Source organism: Collinsella sp. CLA-ER-H5 (genome assembly GCF_040092375.1).
Classification (GTDB): domain Bacteria; phylum Actinomycetota; class Coriobacteriia; order Coriobacteriales; family Coriobacteriaceae; genus Collinsella.
In genome coordinates this window covers 40,565-58,998 of the sequence record NZ_JBBNLR010000009.1, presented here as the reverse complement: position 1 = coordinate 58,998, position 18,434 = coordinate 40,565, and the positions used below count along the sequence as shown (strand labels likewise).

Here is an 18,434-nt window from a genome sequence, read left to right as displayed (position 1 = left end):
CCAAACAGTCCGCATTTCACCGCAACTGCAAGAGGAGCCGTGTGGGTTTGGCTAGGTTCGGGTGCTGTCCACGCCGTGCGGTAAAATCGTTCAGTCAGAACACGAACCCGCATCGGAGCTCATCACATGGCATTCGTCCATCTGCACAACCACACTGTCTTCTCCATGCTCGACGGCGCAACCCGTATCCAGGATATGGTCAACCGTGCCGTAGAGCTGGGCATGCCCGCCGTCGCCATTACCGACCACGGCTACATGTATGGCGTGCCCGACTTGGCGCTGGCCTGCGACGCCGTCAACCACAACACGCCCGAGTACAAAACGTGGAGCCACGACAAGGCCTTCTTGGAAAAGGACCGCCGCGACGAGCTGGTGGAGCCCGATCCCGAGGCAAACCCGCGCGAGCATGCCCAGTACGTCAAAGACATGGCCATGTGGGACGAGAAGGGCAATATCGACGAGCTCAAGCCGCCCCTGGTCATTAAGCCCATCTTTGGCTGTGAGGTCTACTTTACGCCGGACGAGACGCTCGCCCGCGACCATAAGCCCGAGCTTTACCACATGATTCTTCTGGCCAAGGACCAGGAGGGCTACGTCAACCTGATGCAGACGGTCTCCGAGGCCGCTGTGCAGGGCTTTTACTACAAGCCACGCGTGACGCTCGACAACCTGCGCCGCCACGCCAAGGGCATGATCTGCACCAGCGCCTGCATCGCGGGCATCATTCCCAAGTACATCGACCGCGGTGACATGGAAGGCGCCATCAAGTGGGCCGAGACCTTCCGCGACACCTTCGACCCCGGCGACTTTTACATCGAGATCCAGGAACACGGCATCACCACCGACAACGGCCTGACCGACGAGCAGATGGACCGCACGCTCATCGACATTGCCAAACAGGTGGGTGTCAAGGTCATCGCCACCAACGACTTCCACTACCTGCGCCGCGAGGACGCGCCCGTGCAGGACGTCATCATGTGCATTGGCATGAACGCCAAGGTCGACGACCCCAACCGCATGCGCATGACCGGCTCGGAGTTTTACATGAAGACCGAGGAGGAGATGCGGGCGATGTTCCCGTATTGCCCCGAGGCCTGCGACAACACGCTCGAGATCGCCGACAAGTGCTACGTTGAGCTGGACTGGGACTCCATCATCCTGCCGCGCTTCCCGCTGCTCGATCCCGGCGAGACGCACGAGAGCCAGTTCCGCCGCGAGTGCGAGAAGGGCCTGCGCCAGCACTACGGCGACGATTGGGCCACGCGCGAGATCGGCGGCGTCAACATCAAAGAGCGCTTTGAGTACGAATATAAAGTCATTTGCGACAAGGGCTTTGCCGCTTACTTTTTGATCGTTGCCGAGTACGTGCAATGGGCCAAGGACAACGGCATCGGCGTCGGCCCCGGCCGTGGCTCGGCCGCCGGCGCTATCGTCGCCTACGCCATGAACATCACCGCGTTCGACCCGCTCGAGAACGGCCTGATGTTCGAGAGGTTCCTGTCCCCGCAGCGTACCGAGATGCCCGATATCGATATGGACTTCGACGATGAGCGGCGCCTCGAGGTCGTGGAGCACGTTCGCCAGCTCTACGGCCCCGAGAAGGTTACCCACGTCATCACCTACTCGACCATCAAGGCCAAGCAGGCCATCAACGACGCCGCACGCGTTCTGGACTACCCGGTCTATATGGGTCAGCGCCTGTCCAAGATGGTCTCGAGCGACCCCAAGGTCAAGCTCAAGCAGGTACTCGACAAGCAGCCCGGCAAAGAGGATTTGTTTAACCCCGATTTTGCCGAGGCCTATAAAAAGGACGACGACGCCCGCCGTATCATCGACACGGCGCTCTCGATCGAGGGCCTTACCCGTGGCGAGGGTGTGCACGCGTGCGCCGTTCTGATCTGCCGCGACCCCGTCAACGAGCACGTGCCCACCAAGCTCGACACCAAAGGCGGCGTCGAGATTACCCAGTACGAGGGCCATACCGTTGCCGACATGGGCCTGCTCAAGATGGACTTCTTGGGCCTGCGCACGCTGACGGTTATCTCCAAGGCCAAGGCCAACATTAAAAAGAACTTTGGCATCGACATCAAAGAGGAAGAGATCCCCTTTGACGACCCCGAGATCTTTAAGCTCATGGGCTCCGGTCACACCGCCGGCGTCTTCCAGGTCGAGTCCGCCGGCATGACGGCCACGATCAAAAACATGAAGCCCACCGAGTACAAGCACGTCGTAGCATTGATCGCCCTGTACCGCCCGGGCCCGTTGGGCGCCGGCATGGTATCGTCCTACATCAACCGTATGAACGGCAAAGAGCCGGCGGTCTCCTACGACGACCGCCTGGACGACATCCTGGGCGAAACCTACGGCACCATGGTCTATCAGGAGCAGGTTATGCTCATCTCCGTCGAGATGTGCGGCTTCTCCAAGGGCGAATCGGACTCGCGTATCCGTAAGCCCGTGGCTAAGAAGAAGATCAAGCTGCTCACCTCGACGGTGCTCCACTGGGAGGATGGCTCGGACGAGACCACCTACGACCACTGGATGAACGGCGCAATCAAGAACAACTACACGCGCGAGGTCGCCCAGAAGATTTGGGACGATGTTCTCGAGTTCGCGTCCTACGCCTTCAACAAGTCGCACTCCGCCGGCTACGCCATCCTGGTTATGCAGACGGCGTGGCTCAAGGCGCACTATCCGCACGAGTACATGGCGGCCGTTCTGACGTCCTACACGGGCAAGACCGACAAGATCGTGCACTACGTCTCGGCATGCCGTCACGACGGCATCCCCGTGCTTTCGCCAGATGTCAACGAGTCCGGTACCGAGTTCACGGCTACCAAGGAGGGCGTGCGCTTTGGTCTGGCTGGCATCCGCGGCGTGGGCACCGGCGTGGCGCAGGCGATTATCGCCGAGCGCGAGGCGGGCGGCCCGTTTAAGACACTGCACGACTTTGTCGAGCGCGTGGACTCCAGCCAGGCAAACCGCCGCGTGATCGAATCGCTGATCAAGGCAGGCGCCTTCGACTCCACGGGGTATCCGCGTCGCCAGATGATGCACTTTGTGGATAAGAACAACCCCGAGAACATCATCGATGCCGCGGTAAAGCGCCAAAAGGATCGTGCAAGCGGTCAGACGTCGTTCTTCGACATGTTTGGCGACGTTGAGGGCTCGGGCTTTGAGGTGAGCGTGCCCGATCCGGATGGCCAGGAGTGGGACCGCCACCTTAAGCTGAGCCAGGAGAAGGAGGTTCTGGGCATCTATGTCTCGGACCACCCGCTGCGCCCGTTTGAGTATGCACTTAGCAAAGCGCGCGACTTCTCGTTCTCGCAGATCGACACCGGCTACGAGGTGCAAAACCCCACGGGCGGTACCATCAACCAGGAGATTCCCGAGGGCAAGGCGCTGTGGTGGGCCGGTATGGTCTCGAGCGTGTCCAAGCGCGTGACCAAAAACGGCGATCCCATGGGTATCGTGCAGCTCGAGGACATGGAAGGCGAGGCCACGGTCGTGGTGTTCCCCAAGACCTACAAGGAGGCCGAGGGGTGCCTGTACGGCGAGGTCGATCCCGAGACCGGTGCACAGCTGTCCGATGCGTTTGTGCGCATTAAGGGCAAGCTCGAGCGCTCGGACCGCGGCGACCAGATCATCGCGCAGGAGATTGTGCCGCTGGAGCTTAGCGAGGAGAAAAACAAGCCCAAGGTCTTTGAGGTCATGGTGCCCAACAGCCGCTTTAGCCAGGGCAACATGGCGCGCCTGGCCACGGTGCTCACCACCAACCCGGGCGGCGACCGCGTGGAGATCTTTATCGAGCAGGTGGACGGGCGCGTGCTGCGCGCCGAGGTACCTGCCAAGGTCAACGCGCGCTCGATTCCGCTGCTGGCCGAGGCCAAGGCCATCGTGGGTAACCAAGGCAGAGTGACGGTGATCTAGGGGTGCCTTTGCTGGGGTAGCTAATTTGGGACGGGGCTATTTTAGCTACCCTTTGACTGACGGCGAATGAGTCGGGGTCGGAATGCGTCTCAACCGACATATGGGGGTAGCTAAAATAGCCCCGTCCCAAATTAGCTACCCTGTGTGGATTGGAGGAAGTGATGGCACAGGGGACGTTTGTGCAGGCGCTTCGGAAAGAGGCGGCGCTGAGCGGCACCTTTATGAAGGGGCGCTCGCTCATGCTCAACGGCGCCGTGCTGTCGATTGAGGACAGCGGCTCGCGCTTCTCCAAAAACGTGACGGTTGAGGGCTCGGTGCGCGGCTCGCGCGGCGACCTGTACAAGACGCGCGTGGCGCTCGACATGGACGAGCACGAGGTGATCGACTACGACTGCGATTGCCCCGCTGCCTATCGTTACCCCGGTATGTGCAAGCACGCTATTGCCACGGCTCTGGCGTATTTGGATGCCAGCGGCGCCGAGCCCGTCGAAGGTTTGCGCACGCCGGTCCGCGCGTTTACGGCGCAGTCGAAACAGCCCGCGCGCACCGCGCCCAAAGCGCCGGCCGTCAACCCCAACTTTCCCTTCCCAGCGCCCGTCCCCACGAGCCCGAGCCTCATGGCGGCGCTCTCCGATCTTTCGGACGCACGCATGGATGAGCTGGCGAGCATGCGCCGCAAGCTTGCCGGTGCCGTTGATCCCGACGCCCCCAAAGCGGCGTTGGAGCCCTCGTTGGTGCCGTACTACAATCCGCTGTTCGCCGACCGCTTTAGTTGGGCGCTCGAGTTTCGCATTCGCTGCGGTTCGGTGTCCTACGTGGTTAAGGATATCGACGGCATGGCCGACGCCTATGTCCGAGGCGGCACGTTCTCGTACGGCAAGAAGCTCACGTTTGTCCATACACCCGAAGCCTTCGAAGACGTGTCGACAAAGCTGCTCAACCTTGTTGTGACGACAGTTGCCTATCTCGATGACATCACAAGCTCGCGTTCGGCGTCGTACGACTTTGCCCGCAGCGGTTTTGTCGCCGAGCGTCAGTTGCCGCTGTCCGAGCATAGCATCGTATATGTGCTGGACCTGCTGCGCGGCCAGACCATCTCCTTTGAGCCCGCTTGGTCGCGGGGGACGACGACGCATCGCACCTATGACGTGGCGGTCGAGATGCCTCCGGAAGGGGAGGACGAGGCGCCGTCCAAGCACCCACCGCTCCTTGCCGCCAAAATCGCGCCGGCGGCTGGTGGCAGCTACGATTTGCGCCTGCCGGCCGATGCATACTGCTTTGTTTCGGGCGACGTTGCCTATCTGGTTGACACCCGCCGTGCGCGCCGTACCGATGTAGCGTTTGCCCAGCATGCGGCGCCGTTTCTATCGCGCTTGCTGCCCTGTCGCACGCCGGTCCATATCGCTGCCGGCCAGGTGGGGGAGTTCTGTCGTATGGCGCTGCCCATTTTGCGCGACTACACCGACCTTACCGCGCCCGCTGCGCTCGATACCGTGGCGCCCGAGCCGAGCTTTGCCATGGCGATCGGCGTCGACGATGGGCTCGTGACCTGCAAAGTTACGGTTACCTACGGCGACTGGTCGGCAGATCTCTTTAGCCTGGGCGCTCCGGGCAGCCCCTTCGAAGAGCAGCGCCCGGGCGTGCCGCCTCGCGACGAGGTGGCAGAGTTTCGCGTTATGGACACGGCGGCCCTGTACTTCGATTTCTACGAGGGCGGCCTGGCGTTTGAGGAACGCGATGACGCCCGCTTGTTCTGCCTGCTGACCGAGGGTCTGTCTGCCCTGTCCGAGCTGGGTGAGGTCATGCTCAGCGACCGCCTGCGCCAGATTTCGGTGCGCCCCGCGCCCAAGCTTTCGGTGCGTGCAACCGTCAAGAGCAACCTGCTCGACGTCGAGCTGGGCGCGAGCGGCCTTTCGGCCGCGGACCTTGCCGTCTATCTCGATTCGTACAAGCGTCATCAAACGTTTGCGCGCCTTACGTCCGGCGACATCATTCGCCTGGACGAGGGCGCCCGAGCCGCGTTTGGCCTCGCCGAGGACCTGGGTGTCGATGCCGTTGACCTGCTCGACGGCGTGTCGCTTCCCGCGTCGAGCACCCTGTTCGTCGATAGCATGCTCGCGCGCACGCCCGCGCTCGAGGCCGATCGCGACGCGGCGTTCCGCCGTACCGTCGAGCGCCTGGACACGCTCGGCAAGATGGACTTTACGGTGCCGGCATCGCTCAAGGCAACGATGCGCGGCTACCAGGTCGACGGCTACCAGTGGCTCGGCTCGCTCGAACACCTGGGCCTTGGCGGCATCTTGGCCGACGACATGGGTCTGGGCAAAACGCTGCAGATGATCGCGCACATTCTGGCGCGCGTGGAGGCGGGGGACACCAAACCAACACTCGTGGTATGCCCCGCGTCGCTCGTGTACAACTGGACTGCCGAGTTGGAGCGCTTTGCCCCCTCGCTTGATGCGTGCGCCATCGTGGGCGCCAAGGCTCAGCGTCGCGTGCAAATTGCCGGCGTGGCCGAGCATAACGTGGCCGTGACGTCGTATGACCTTATGCGCCGCGATATCGACGAGTACGTCGGGCAGGATTTTGCCCGCGTGGTGCTCGACGAGGCCCAGTACATTAAAAACCCGCTCACCCAGGTGGCGCGCGCCGCAAAACGCCTGCCGGCTGGCGTGCGCTTTGCCCTGACGGGCACGCCCATCGAAAATCGCCTATCCGAGCTCTGGAGCATCTTCGACTTTTTGATGCCGGGCCTGCTTGGCACGCGCGAATCATTTGCCAAGCGCTTCGAAAGCCCGGTCGAGCACGCCGAGGGCGACAGTGCCGCTCGCCTGCAGGCGCTCGTGTCGCCGTTTGTGCTGCGCCGCGTAAAGGAAGACGTGGTGGCCGACCTGCCCGAGAAGATCGAGGACACTGTCATGGCTCAGCTCACCGGCGAGCAGCGCAAGCTTTACCTGGCAAACCAGGACCGCATCGCCCAGCAGGTGCAGCACCGCGAGGCTGGGGAGTTTAAGAAGGACAAACTCAAGGTGCTCGCCGAGCTCACCAAGCTGCGCCAGATCTGCTGCGACCCGCGTCTACACTACGAGGATTACAAGGCGGGGAGCGCCAAGCTCGATACGTGTATGGAGCTCGTGCACGGCGCACTCGACGGCGGGCATCGCATCCTGTTGTTCAGCCAGTTTACGGGTATGCTCGATATCATCGGTAAGCGCTTGGCCAAGGAGGACATCGCCTTCCTTAAGCTCACGGGCGCTTCGTCTAAGGAGAGCCGCACCAAGATGGTCGCGCAGTTCCAAGCGGGCGAGGTTCCGGTCTTTTTGATTTCGCTCAAGGCGGGCGGCGTGGGCCTTAACCTGACGGCGGCCGACGTGGTCATCCACTACGACCCGTGGTGGAACGTGGCAGCGCAGGACCAGGCGACCGACCGCGCGCACCGTATTGGCCAGCAACATACCGTGACCGTGTACAAGCTCATCGCCAAGGACACGATCGAGGAGCGCATTATGCAGATGCAGGAGTCCAAGCGCGACCTGGTCAACAGCGTGCTCGGCGGCGACGGCATCTCGTCGGCGCTGTTTACCCGCGAAGATGTTCTGGCGCTGCTGGGCGGCGACGGGCGCTAACCCGCTCGGGTGGGGCCGCCAGGGTGGATAGCGCACGCTGCCCCATCGTCCCCGCCCGTTATGTGTTCATTTGCAATGCCGTGGATGGTTTGTCTGCCTTTGGGCATAAGAACCATCAAGAACATTGGCACGTCAGCAAAGGAGAACATCATGGCGAAATTCTTTAAGGACCCCGACGGTAAGCTCATTGCCGCCCTTGGCAACGACGTTGCAACCCCTGCCGGTTGCACGGAACTGACCGCAAACACTGAGGACGCGGCGCACGAGAAGCACGTGCCTGTTGTCGAGACCGAGCGCGACGGTCACGTGATTCGCGCACGCGTTGGCTCGGTCGAGCACCCCAGCCTGCCCGAGCACTATATTGAGTGGATCGCCCTTGAGGCCGAGGGCCGCTTAGAGGTCCATTACCTTGAGCCCGGCATGAAGCCCGCGACGTTTTTTGCCGGCGGTTCCAAGACCGGTACCGTCTATGCCTACTGCAACCTGCACGGGCTGTGGTCCGCGACGTTCTAGGAGCGCGCCCCCGCTCGGGGTATCATAGCTAGCATATGCACATGCGAGCGCCGACTGCATTATGCGGCCGGCGCTTTTACTACGACAACGATGGTTTACGACGGAAAGGGCTGAGCCATGAAGCTCGCGCTTGCACAGATCGATATGCGCCTGGGTGATATTGAGGGCATTTGCGGCCGCATCGAGGACCAGGCTCGTCTGGCCCACGAGCGCGGGGCGCGCGTGCTGTGCGTTCCGGCTCCGCTCTTTATGGGCGCCATGCCCGGTGGCCTGGTGGGCGCTGCCGACTTTGAGCACGACATGCTTGCCGGCTTGACTGGTGTCGCCGAGCGCATCCAGGAGCTTGACATGATCTGCATCGTGCCCGCGGCGGTTTCGTTTGAGGGCCAGCCGCTACTCGACTACATGATGCTCAAGGACGGTCATGTGGTGCCGGCGCGTTCGAGCATTGCCCTGCAGCGTGGCGAGAACAACGACACGCGTTGGGCGCCGCCGGTGTTCGACGTGGACGGCGTACGCATTGCCGTGATTTTTGACTTGGACCGCGAACTCGAGATGTTGCCGACCGGTGTTGACCTCATTGCGTATTTCCAATTCAACGCGTTTGACATGACCGACCGCGAGACTACTGCCATTGCCGCCGTTCGCAGCGGCGCCTACCGCAAGATCGCATCCAAGCGCAGCGTGTGGTTTGCCTGCATGGCGCCGGTCGGTGCCTATGACGAGTCGGTGTATACCGGCGGTTCGTTTGTGCTCGACGACTGCGGTCGCGTGGTGGCCCAGGCGCCGTGTTTTGAGGAGAGCCTGCTGGTTCAGGAGATTCAGCGCGGCGTGATGCTCGATGCCCTGGAAGATCACGAACTGCCCGAGTTCCGTTCCGAGGAGTGGCTGTGGCAGGCGCTGGTGCTTGCCGTGCGCGACAACGCCCGGGCCCACGGTGCGTCGCGCGCCGTGGTGGCACTCGAGGGCGACTTGCCGTCGTCCCTGCTGGCGGCGCTGGCCGTCGACGCTCTGGGCCCGCGCAATGTGATTGGCCTGGTGCTGGGGCGCAACCGTATCTTTACGCCGGCGCAGGAAGAGGCCGAGGCTGCCCGCTGTGCCGCCGTCCGCGCCATCGCCGAGCGTTTGCACATTCGCACCGTCGAGCGCGATGCACCGGATGCGGCGCGTGTGCTCGATCGCGACGTGTCGGCGGGCGATGCCGAGCGTCTGCGCTCGCGCACGCTGGGCCTCATGCTGGAGGACACGGCGCTCGAGCTGGGTGCGATGGCGCTGAGCCCGCTGTCCAAAACCGAGTACGCGCTGGCGGCGCCGGCGCTTTGCGGTGGCTACCAGGGCGATTACGCGCCCTTTGGCGATGTGTACCTGTCGACCCTCGAGTTTGTGGCGCGAATGCGCAACCGCACGTCTGCCGTGGTGCCCCAAGAGCTCGTGACGCTCAACGCGGTGGAAGATTGCATGGAGCGCGTGCTGGCGCGGGCGCTCTCGACGCTCGACGGCCCGGTCGACATGCTCGATCGCGCGGCGCAGCTGCTCGGTGGGCTCGAGCCGGGCGAGGTCGATGGCACGCTCGAGGCGCACGTGGACCGCAACCGACCCTTCGACGACATCCCAATGGCCGCCGGCAAGCCCGAGGCTTGCTCGCTGCTGCTGATGCTTGTGCGCCAGGGTGAGGCCGCCCGCCGCATGCTGCCGACGGCGCCGATCGTCTCGGCACGTTCGTTTGTTGAGCGCGCCTGGCCGTACATGCTCGCGTGGTCCGACCTGGGGCTGAGCGGCAAGGAGCGCATGACGGTCGATTCGCTGGCACGCGCCGAGGTGCGCCGCTTTGCCGACGAGGATACGAGCGAGCGCGTGCGAAACGAGATGATGGGCGTGCTGGGCGAGCTACTGGGTATTTCGCCCGAGCAGATGGAGGAGCTGCGCTCTGAGGATGGCCAGCGTCGTCTGCATGAGGGTATGAAAAAGTTCGAGGGCGAGGTTCAGGACGTCATCGATAAGATGATGGGCGGTCAGGGCAGCTCGCAAGGTAGTCCCCAGGGTGGCCCGATGCCGCATCCGCCGGTGGATCCGAGGCAGTTCCCGTTCTTTAGCCAGAACTAGGGCAGACGGAAACATTGCGGGAGAGATTCTCTTACACACATTGCTTCTGCCGAATCTATCTTGCTTTAAGCACTTTGCCCCCGTTGTGTTATTCTAGAACAGACGTTCGTGAATAGTGCGCGAGGTCTTGTCTTGCGCCGTACTTGTGGCGAGGGGAGGTTGGCTTGGTCATTTTGGGTATCGACCCCGGTTTGGCTCATACGGGTTGGGGGATTATCGAGGAGCGGCGTGGCGAGGTCCGCTGCCGTGCCTATGGCTGCATCGAGACCAGTGCCGGAAGTCCGCTCGCGGTGCGCCTGTCGCATATCGCCCATGACCTTAAGGATGTCGTCGAGCGTTATCGACCCGACACGGCTGCTGTCGAGAGCATCTACTTTGGCGCCAACGTTCGTTCGGCCATCCCCACGGCACATGCCCGCGGCGCTGCGCTTGTGGCGCTTTCGGAGTGTGCGCTCGAGATTGGCGAGTACACGCCCATGCAGATCAAACAGGCTGTGGTGGGCACCGGCGCCGCGGACAAGCGGCAGGTCGCCTACATGGTACGCACGCTCACGCAGCTCGACCACGACCCGCATCCCGACCATGCCGCCGATGCCCTGGCCTGCGCCATCTGCCATGTAAACCTCAGCCGCACCCGCGCCCTCACCGGTGGCGAGTTCTATCAACAGAGAGGAACCGGATACTGATGATTTCCCAGCTCCACGGAACGCTTGTCGAGGCCACGATGAGCTCTGCTGTCGTCGATGTGTCGGGCGTTGGCTTTGAGCTCGGCATCTCGGGCAGCACTGCGGCCACGTTGCCGACGCCCGGCGGCGAGGTCCGCCTCTACACGCGTATGCAGGTGCGCGAGGATGCCATGACACTTTTCGGTTTTTCCTCAAAGGATGAGCGCACGATGTTCGACCGGCTCGTGTCCGTCTCGGGCGTTGGCCCGCGCTTGGCGCTCGCCGTGCTTTCCACCTATACCGTGGGACAGCTGTATTCCCTGGTGATGGCCGAGGACGACAAGGGCATGGCCAAGGTACCCGGTGTAGGCAAAAAGACAGCTCAGCGCCTGATCCTGGAACTCAAGAGTACCTTTGCCAAGGACAAGGGCTTTGTGCCGGTCGACGTGATTCCCGGCCAGGTTGCGATGCCGGTTCCCGCCGCCGCTCCTTCGGCCATCGATGACGCCCGCGCGGCACTCGTTTCCATGGGCTTTAGTCCGCAGGAGACCGATGTTGCCCTGAGCGGGTATGATGGGCAGAATATGCGTGTCGAGGATCTGCTCGGCGCGGCGCTTAAGCGACTCGGAATGGATGCGTGATGTGGGAAGCCGATGACTCTCAGGACCTGTGGGCGACGCCCGGCAACTCGCCGGCGGCATCCATGGCGCACGGCGAGCGCATGGTGGGCTCGGAGCTGACGGCCGAGGACCTCGATGTCGACCGCACTTTGCGCCCCCAGCGCCTGGACGATTACTGTGGCCAGGAGCACATCAAGCAGAGCCTGCGCGTGTTGATCGAAGCGGCGCAGAGCCGTGGCGAGACGCTCGACCACGTGATTTTCTCGGGCCCTCCGGGCCTGGGCAAGACCACGCTGGCCACCGTTATCGCCAACGAGCTGGGCGCTCAGATCAAGACGACGAGTGGTCCGGCCATCGCGCGCACCGGCGACCTGGCGGCTATCCTTACCAACCTGCAGCCGGGTGACGTGCTGTTTATCGACGAGATCCACCGTCTCAACCGTTCGGTCGAGGAGGTCCTGTACCCCGCGATGGAGGACTTTGCGCTCGATATCGTGATCGGGAAAGGTCCGGCGGCACGTTCGATTCGCCTGGATATCCCCAAGTTTACGCTGGTGGCGGCAACGACTCGCTCGGGCATGTTGACCGGCCCGCTGCGCGACCGCTTTGGCATTTCGTATCGCCTGGATTACTACACCGTTGAGGAGCTCGCCCAGATTGTGACGCGCTCGGCGACTATCCTGGGCGTGACGATTGACCATCCGAGCGCGCTCGAGATTGGCTCGCGCTCGCGTGGCACGCCGCGCTTGGCTAACCGCTTGCTCAAGCGCGTGCGCGACTATGCGCAGGTGCGCGGCAACGGTCCCATTGAGCTCGATATCTGCCGTCAGGCACTCGAGTTCTTCGAGATCGACGAGCTCGGTCTGGACTGGATGGATATTCGCATTTTGGAGACGCTCGCCAAGACGTTCTCCGGTCGTGCCGTGGGACTTACGACCCTTGCCAGCGCGGTGGGCGAGGACCCGGGCACGCTCGAGGATGTCTATGAGCCCTATTTGCTGCAGTGCGGGTTGATGATTCGTACGCCGCAGGGCCGTCAGGCAACCCTTCGCACCTTTGAGCACCTGGGGATTGAACCTACCGTTTAAGGCGCTTTGTTTTGGCGGGCTGTTGGGCTATCGCTGGGCATCGGGTAAACATATCGCCGTTCATCGGTTATGGGCGTTTTACTATTGCGCGCCCGTGCTATGCTGAATTGGTCTTTTTCTCATTCGGTAACGAAAGGACCGCCCATGCCTACTGACATCGAAATCGCACGTTCCGTCACGCCGCTGCCCATTACCGAGGTGGCTAAGAACGCCGGCGTCGACGTAAAGCACCTGATTCCGTACGGCTTCGACAAGGCTAAGGTCGACTATTCACTGCTCAACGAGCCGACTGATCACCAGGCCAAGCTCGTCCTCGTGACCGCTATCAACCCAACGCCTGCGGGCGAGGGCAAGACCACCACGACCATCGGTCTGGCCGATGGCCTGCGTCGCCGCGGCGTCAAGAGCGCCGTGGCCCTGCGCGAGCCTTCGCTCGGCCCTGTCTTTGGCGTTAAGGGCGGTGCTGCCGGTGGCGGCTGGGCTCAGGTGATCCCCATGGAGGATATCAACCTGCACTTTACCGGCGACTTTCATGCTATCGGTGCTGCCAACAACCTGCTGGCAGCCATGCTCGACAACCACATCCAGCAGGGCAATCAGCTCGGTATTGACGTTAAGCGCATCACTTGGAAGCGCGTCGTCGATATGAACGACCGTCAGCTGCGCCACGTTATCGACGGCATTGGCGGTAAGGCCCAGGGCGTGCCGCGCGAGGACGGCTTCGATATCACCGTCGCCTCCGAGGTCATGGCAATCCTGTGCCTGTCTACGAGCATCAGCGACCTCAAGGAACGCTTGGGTGAGATCGTCGTCGGCTACAGCTTTGCCGGCGAGCCCGTCCGTGCCCGCGACCTTAAGGCCCAGGGTGCCATGGCCGCGTTGCTTAAGGACGCGCTCAAGCCCAACCTGGTGCAAACGCTCGAGGGCACGCCCGCGTTTGTCCACGGCGGTCCCTTCGCCAACATTGCCCACGGCTGCAACTCCATCATGGCTACGCGTATGGCGATGCGCTTTGGCGATGTCGCCATTACCGAGGCCGGCTTCGGTGCCGATCTGGGTGCCGAGAAGTTCCTCGACATTAAGTGCCGCATGACGGGCGTTCGTCCCAGCGCCGTCGTGGTCGTCGCGACCGCTCGTGCGCTGAAGTACAACGGTGGCGTCGCCAAGGCCGACCTCAATGAGGAGAACCTCGAGGCACTCAAGGCTGGCATGCCCAACCTGCTGCGTCATGTCGACAACATCCAGAACGTTTATGGTCTGCCCTGCGTGGTCGCCATCAACCGTTTCCCGACGGACACCGAGGCCGAGCTTGCTCTCATCGAGTCCGAGTGCCAGAAGCTCGGCGTCAACGTTAAGCTTTCCGAGGTCTGGGCCAAGGGCGGCGAGGGCGCGCTCGAGCTTGCCGATGAGGTCATGCGTCTGATTGAGCAGCCGAGCGAGCTCAAGTTTGCCTATGAGGACGGCGCCGATGTCGCCGACGCTCTTGAGGCCATTGCCACCAAGGTCTACCGCGCCGATGGCGTTGACTTTACGCCGGCCGCCAAGCGCCAGCTCGCCGAGCTGCGCGAGAACGGCTTTGGCAACCTGCCGGTGTGCGTGGCCAAGACGCAGTACAGCTTTAGCGACAACGCCAAGGCCCTGGGCGCTCCCGAGAACTTCCGCATCACGGTGCGTGAGCTCAAGGTTTCCGCCGGTGCCCACTTTGTGGTCGCACTGACCGGCAGTGTTCTGACCATGCCGGGCCTGCCCAAGGTCCCCGCGGCTGAGAACATCGACGTCGACAACGACGGCAACATCACCGGCCTGTTCTAAGCTTGTTGCCCATAGCTGCTTGCCCGCCCCGTCGCGCCTACCAAGGCCCGGCGGGGCTTTTGTTTTCTAGCCGCGCTTGTCTTGTAGATATGGACGGGCTCTGTCCGTCACGGGCTTTTGCGCGGGTAGAATGCATGGATAACTTGATGCTTACGGGCGACGGAAAGGAATCGTTGCATGGATCAGGACAAGACAACCGTGATGGGCGGCTACGGTTCCGCGCAGGCTGGCGATAGCGCCGATGCGACCCGCGTTGTTCCCAACCCCGGTTATACCGACCCCGCCGCGACGCAGCCTTCTGCCGAGCCAACCCGGGTTATGGGCTATGGCGACACAGCGCGGGATTCTTATGCCGTATCTTCGCAAGGCCCCTATGGCAACGCAGCTCCGGACCCGTTTGATTACGCGCCGCAGGATTCTTATGCCGCCTCGACGCCGAATCCCTATGATGACCTGCCGCAAAATCCCATTCCGCAGCCTCAGCAGACGACGTATATGCCTCGCACGGCGCAGTCTCGCTACGAGTCGCGCGAGCCGTATCGCGAGTACCCCAAGTCGATTCCGCAATATGGCGAGGACGAGGAGAAGAAGCCGTCGCGTTCGTCGAGCGTGATCAAGAAGATCCTCATCGTGCTGGCGATCTTCTTTGCGCTGTCGGTTGTGTTTGCCATTGTGTCGGGCATGCTCAACAAGCGAGGGAGTTCAACGGCTGATACCGCTGCCGAGCAAACCGAGTCCGCCTCGTCTAGCACCGTCGATCTGAGCGATATCCCGGGGCAGTACTGGTCCAACGCCAAGAAACTTCTCAAGTCGCGCGGCGCCAATCTTTCGAATGCCGTGGTCCTGACTGATGATGGCTCAACGCCCGTCATCGATGCCAACTGGGTCGTTACTTCTGCTTACTATAACGACAGCGGCAACCTCGAAATTCAACTCACGCACAAGAATAGCTCGGGCAACTCGCCCGACGGCCAAAGCGGTACCGACAGCTCGAGTTCCAATACGCTGGAGGACTTGAGCAACAAGGCACAGGAGTTGGGAGACAAGGCGCAAGAGCTGGGCGATACGGCACAAAACCTGGGCGACACCGCGCAGAACTTGGGCGACATGGCGACGGGTGCCTGGAATGCACTGCAAAACGGCATCTCGGGCGCGCAGGGAAACTAGCTGTTAAGCGGGCTACAGCTGTTCAGCCGGACGGTCGGGCGAGCTAAAGCCCGAGTCAAACGTAACGACGCATGAGGCATTGGGTCGGCGCTCGTGCACGATGCGCGTGACGAGCTCCAGCAGCTCCTCGTCGGATATGTCAAAGCCGTCGGGGCGCACCAGGTCAAACGAAACGAACCCGTCGTGCTCGTGCAGGTCGTGGATGGAGAGCGCGGGGTCGATCTGCATAACGCCGCGCTTGACCCAGCCGCGCAAATCATCGCCGGTTGTCGCGATGGGGTCGCAGTGCAGCGTGATGCCAATGCCCATCTGGCGCTTGATGTCGTGCTCGATGGTGTCCAGGATCTCGTGGTGCTCAAATGCGTCGCCCTCGCCGGGCATCTCCACGTGGGCGCTGGCAAACTGACGACCGGGGCCGTAGTCGTGCACCATGAGGTCGTGTGTGCCCAAGACCTGGGGGTACGACATAATCCTGTCGCGGATTTCCTGGACGAGCTTGGGGTCGGGCGCTTGTCCTAACAGCGGGCTGATGGCGTCGCGCACCAGGCCCAGGCCGCTGATGCAGATGAAGATGCCCACACCCAGGCCTGCCCAGCCATCGAGGTCAAAGCCGGTCGTCTGCGAAATAAGCGCCGCCACCAGGACCGAGCCCGAGGTGATGACGTCGTTTTTGGAGTCCTGTGCTGTGGCGATGAGCGTCTCCGAGTCGATGCGGTCGCCCAACGTGCGGTTGAACGCGGCCATCCAGAGCTTAACGAGCATGGACAAGACGAGGGCGGCTAAGGAGAGCACCGAATATGCAGTGGGGGAAGGCTTGATGATCTTAGTGACCGACTCGAGGATCAGGTTGATGCCGACGGCGCAAACCAGGACGGCGACGAACAGACCGGCTAGGTACTCGTAGCGGCCGTGGCCATAGGGGTGGCCTTCGTCTGCCGGGCGGCTGGCAAGGCGGAACCCGAGCAGGCTTACGATGTTGCTCGAGGCATCGGAGAGGTTGTTGAAAGCGTCGGCGATGAGGGAGACGGAGCCGGCGAGCAGGCCCGCGATGCCCTTGGCCAGGCACAGGGTGATGTTGAGGCCAATGCAGACGAGGCTTGCGGAAAAGCCCGCGTTGGTGCGGCAAGATGCATCGACCGGCTCGCTCTCGCTGCCGGGAACAAGCGTATGTACCAGCCGATTTACAAATAGCATAGCGGTCGTCCTCACAATCATGCTTAAGGGGATAGTGTAGCTCGCGCGGGGGCGCCGTGCACCGATGCTCAGAAAATGCAGCAATAGTCTGCCGGTGCTAACGAGCGAGCCTTCTCGTCTGCCTGGGTGGTCCATTTTGGGCCACATGGGTATGGGCATGTGCCTGTTTGCTCGACATACTTAATGTCGACAGCTTTGTGCAAAGGAGGACGTTTCCATGGACGAGATGTTTGCCATTAAATGTCAAAACTGCGGCGGCCCTATGTACTCGCACCAAGCTAAGCGCAGCTTTGAGTGCGCTTATTGCGGTGCGGTCATTCCGTGGCAGGCGGACGCCGGAGAGCCCAAGAGCGCTTTGGGCATTCGCCATACGCCGTTGACGGTAGTGGATGGACTGCTCAAGCTCACGCATGTGTCGCAACTCGAGCGCCCGGAGGACCCGGACTGGTATTTCTTCAATTCGCACTGGCGCAATCAGTCGGTCCTGGAGCATCTGCTGTGGGAGGACCGCGGCACGGCGCAGGAGTTCCAAGAAGCGACGCACGTGAACATTCCCTGCCCCTTCTGCGGAGCGTCCTTTGAGGGCGAGTCAACGCAGCGTGTGTTTGAGTGCCCGTCCTGCGGCAACAAGATCGGCATTGCCGACCTGCTCAAGCCCGGTACGTTTAGCAAACGTCTGACCATGGGCGTGGGTGCGGAGTATGTGCCGGAGCAGGGTATTCCCTGCGAAATTTCGCCGCAGCAGGCACGTGCCAACGCGCTGCAGCTGGTGCGCCAGTACCCGGATGCCTTTGCCGGGCACGACGTGGAAGACGCGATCCAAAACGACATGATGCTCTTCTATTTCCCCATGGCGCTGGCGGACCTGCGTATGATGGCGAGCTTCCCGGGCAAGGGCCTGAGCAAGGAAACCCTGGTGTACTACGAGGTGCTCGACTGGGCGTATCCGCGGGCAACTATCTGGATGTTCGCCTTATGGGCATTTTGGAGCCGTGGGACTTTGCCAAGGTTGGGCCGTTTGACCCGGCCATGCAGGAAGGTGACTTTCGCGTTGTCTCCGTCGATGCGTCTACCAAGGACCAGGTGGTCATTGATAAGTTGGCGCTCGACATTGCCGGCAACGATGCCGAGGCGGTGCTGGGGCTCAATAAAAAGAGCATCCGCACTTGGGCGCGCAAGGCCCGCAAGCATAAGGACGGCCTGGTGATGGTGCCGGTGTACTTTGTCGATCGTCCGGCGACGGACAGCCGCGATGGCGAGCAGGTGCGCATTGCCGTAAACGGCCAGACGAGCCGCGCGGCAGCGGTGGTGTTTAGCGACAAGCGCGAGACGCATGTGGTGGCACCGCTCAACCCGAGTCTGCATCTGTCCGGCGAAAGTACCGTGCATGCCACGCCCATCGAGGTCAAATACGTTAAATCGCCCTTCCTATACCAGATCGTGCGCCGTGGAGGTGGCGAGCAACCGCGCCAGGTTGCAGCGGCAGCTGAGGGTTCCTACCGAGAAGAAAAGCCCAAACGCAAGGGATTGTTCGCTGCGATTTTTGGTAAGTAGGGGAGTGGTGCCGGGGCGTCGGGCTGCATCGCAAGGTCATGAGACGAACTTAAGACTGCTGGGAACGTGCTACCATTGCCGATAGCCTTAATCTTGTAAGAAGCGGAGGCCAGATTATGGGTTTTGCGGATCAGTAGCTTCAGCTTCAGGTACCGTATTCTC

At 62.1% G+C, this 18,434-nt stretch carries 12 protein-coding genes; 11 read left to right on the top strand and 1 reads right to left on the bottom strand.

The window, feature by feature from the left end; all coding sequences use genetic code 11:
- The first annotated feature begins 126 nt into the window (after positions 1-126).
- The 9 genes from dnaE to AAAX31_RS04865 all read left to right on the top strand — a co-directional run bounded on the left by dnaE (position 127) and on the right by AAAX31_RS04865 (position 15,524).
- Positions 127-3,930, top strand: a complete 3,804-nt coding sequence (dnaE, locus tag AAAX31_RS04905) for a DNA polymerase III subunit alpha (RefSeq protein WP_349076365.1) — start codon at positions 127-129, stop codon at positions 3,928-3,930.
- A 161-nt stretch (positions 3,931-4,091) separates the two neighbouring features.
- Positions 4,092-7,556: an SNF2-related protein gene (locus AAAX31_RS04900; RefSeq protein ID WP_349076364.1), complete on the top strand. Its 3,465-nt coding sequence runs from the start codon at positions 4,092-4,094 to the stop codon at positions 7,554-7,556.
- A gap of 150 nt (positions 7,557-7,706) precedes the next feature.
- The gene (locus AAAX31_RS04895; RefSeq protein ID WP_089572163.1) at positions 7,707-8,069 is read left to right on the top strand and encodes a desulfoferrodoxin family protein; all 363 of its coding nucleotides are present in this window, start codon (positions 7,707-7,709) and stop codon (positions 8,067-8,069) included.
- Positions 8,070-8,186: 117 nt separating this feature from the next.
- Positions 8,187-10,172, top strand: a complete 1,986-nt coding sequence (locus AAAX31_RS04890) for a hypothetical protein (RefSeq protein WP_349076362.1) — start codon at positions 8,187-8,189, stop codon at positions 10,170-10,172.
- Positions 10,173-10,336: 164 nt separating this feature from the next.
- Complete coding sequence (ruvC, locus tag AAAX31_RS04885; protein ID WP_022095142.1) at positions 10,337-10,858, top strand: crossover junction endodeoxyribonuclease RuvC; 522 nt, start codon at positions 10,337-10,339, stop codon at positions 10,856-10,858.
- Positions 10,858-11,478, top strand: a complete 621-nt coding sequence (gene ruvA / locus AAAX31_RS04880; protein ID WP_349076361.1) for a Holliday junction branch migration protein RuvA — start codon at positions 10,858-10,860, stop codon at positions 11,476-11,478. Before ruvC ends, ruvA begins: the two co-directional genes overlap by 1 nt.
- Positions 11,478-12,545, top strand: a complete 1,068-nt coding sequence (gene ruvB / locus AAAX31_RS04875) for a Holliday junction branch migration DNA helicase RuvB (RefSeq protein ID WP_022095140.1) — start codon at positions 11,478-11,480, stop codon at positions 12,543-12,545. The genes ruvA and ruvB overlap by 1 nt, the downstream gene beginning before the upstream one ends.
- Positions 12,546-12,689: 144 nt before the next feature.
- Positions 12,690-14,357, top strand: a complete 1,668-nt coding sequence (locus AAAX31_RS04870) for a formate--tetrahydrofolate ligase (protein ID WP_117778469.1) — start codon at positions 12,690-12,692, stop codon at positions 14,355-14,357.
- A gap of 177 nt (positions 14,358-14,534) precedes the next feature.
- The gene (locus AAAX31_RS04865) at positions 14,535-15,524 is read left to right on the top strand and encodes a hypothetical protein (RefSeq protein WP_089572154.1); all 990 of its coding nucleotides are present in this window, start codon (positions 14,535-14,537) and stop codon (positions 15,522-15,524) included.
- Positions 15,525-15,536: 12 nt separating this feature from the next.
- On the opposite strand, the gene AAAX31_RS04860 is transcribed toward AAAX31_RS04865, so the two are convergent.
- Positions 15,537-16,718 carry a cation diffusion facilitator family transporter gene (locus AAAX31_RS04860; RefSeq protein ID WP_349076360.1) on the bottom strand — a complete coding sequence of 394 codons (1,182 nt, stop codon included), beginning with the start codon at positions 16,716-16,718 and terminating at the stop codon, positions 15,537-15,539.
- Between the two features lie 217 nt (positions 16,719-16,935).
- On the opposite strand from AAAX31_RS04860, the gene AAAX31_RS04855 reads away from it, so the two are divergent.
- Together AAAX31_RS04855 and AAAX31_RS04850 are read left to right on the top strand one after the other, a co-directional pair.
- Positions 16,936-17,925: a hypothetical protein gene (locus AAAX31_RS04855; protein ID WP_349076359.1), complete on the top strand. Its 990-nt coding sequence runs from the start codon at positions 16,936-16,938 to the stop codon at positions 17,923-17,925.
- A complete protein-coding gene (locus AAAX31_RS04850; protein ID WP_349076357.1) occupies positions 17,925-18,272 on the top strand; it encodes a hypothetical protein in 348 nt (115 codons plus the stop codon). Before AAAX31_RS04855 ends, AAAX31_RS04850 begins: the two co-directional genes overlap by 1 nt.
- The last annotated feature ends 162 nt before the right edge of the window (positions 18,273-18,434 follow it).

Excerpts from the sequence above, each read along its gene's own strand:
- dnaE (WP_349076365.1), top strand. The coding sequence starts at position 127 with ATGGCATTCGTCCATCTGCACAACCACACTGTCTTCTCCATGCTCGAC.
- AAAX31_RS04900 (WP_349076364.1), top strand. The coding sequence starts at position 4,092 with ATGGCACAGGGGACGTTTGTGCAGGCGCTTCGGAAAGAGGCGGCGCTG.
- AAAX31_RS04895 (WP_089572163.1), top strand. The coding sequence starts at position 7,707 with ATGGCGAAATTCTTTAAGGACCCCGACGGTAAGCTCATTGCCGCCCTT.
- AAAX31_RS04890 (WP_349076362.1), top strand. The coding sequence starts at position 8,187 with ATGAAGCTCGCGCTTGCACAGATCGATATGCGCCTGGGTGATATTGAG.
- ruvA (WP_349076361.1), top strand. The coding sequence starts at position 10,858 with ATGATTTCCCAGCTCCACGGAACGCTTGTCGAGGCCACGATGAGCTCT.
- ruvB (WP_022095140.1), top strand. The coding sequence starts at position 11,478 with ATGTGGGAAGCCGATGACTCTCAGGACCTGTGGGCGACGCCCGGCAAC.
- AAAX31_RS04870 (WP_117778469.1), top strand. The coding sequence starts at position 12,690 with ATGCCTACTGACATCGAAATCGCACGTTCCGTCACGCCGCTGCCCATT.
- AAAX31_RS04865 (WP_089572154.1), top strand. The coding sequence starts at position 14,535 with ATGGATCAGGACAAGACAACCGTGATGGGCGGCTACGGTTCCGCGCAG.
- AAAX31_RS04860 (WP_349076360.1), bottom strand. The coding sequence starts at position 16,718 with ATGCTATTTGTAAATCGGCTGGTACATACGCTTGTTCCCGGCAGCGAG.
- AAAX31_RS04855 (WP_349076359.1), top strand. The coding sequence starts at position 16,936 with ATGGACGAGATGTTTGCCATTAAATGTCAAAACTGCGGCGGCCCTATG.
- AAAX31_RS04850 (WP_349076357.1), top strand. The coding sequence starts at position 17,925 with ATGGTGCCGGTGTACTTTGTCGATCGTCCGGCGACGGACAGCCGCGAT.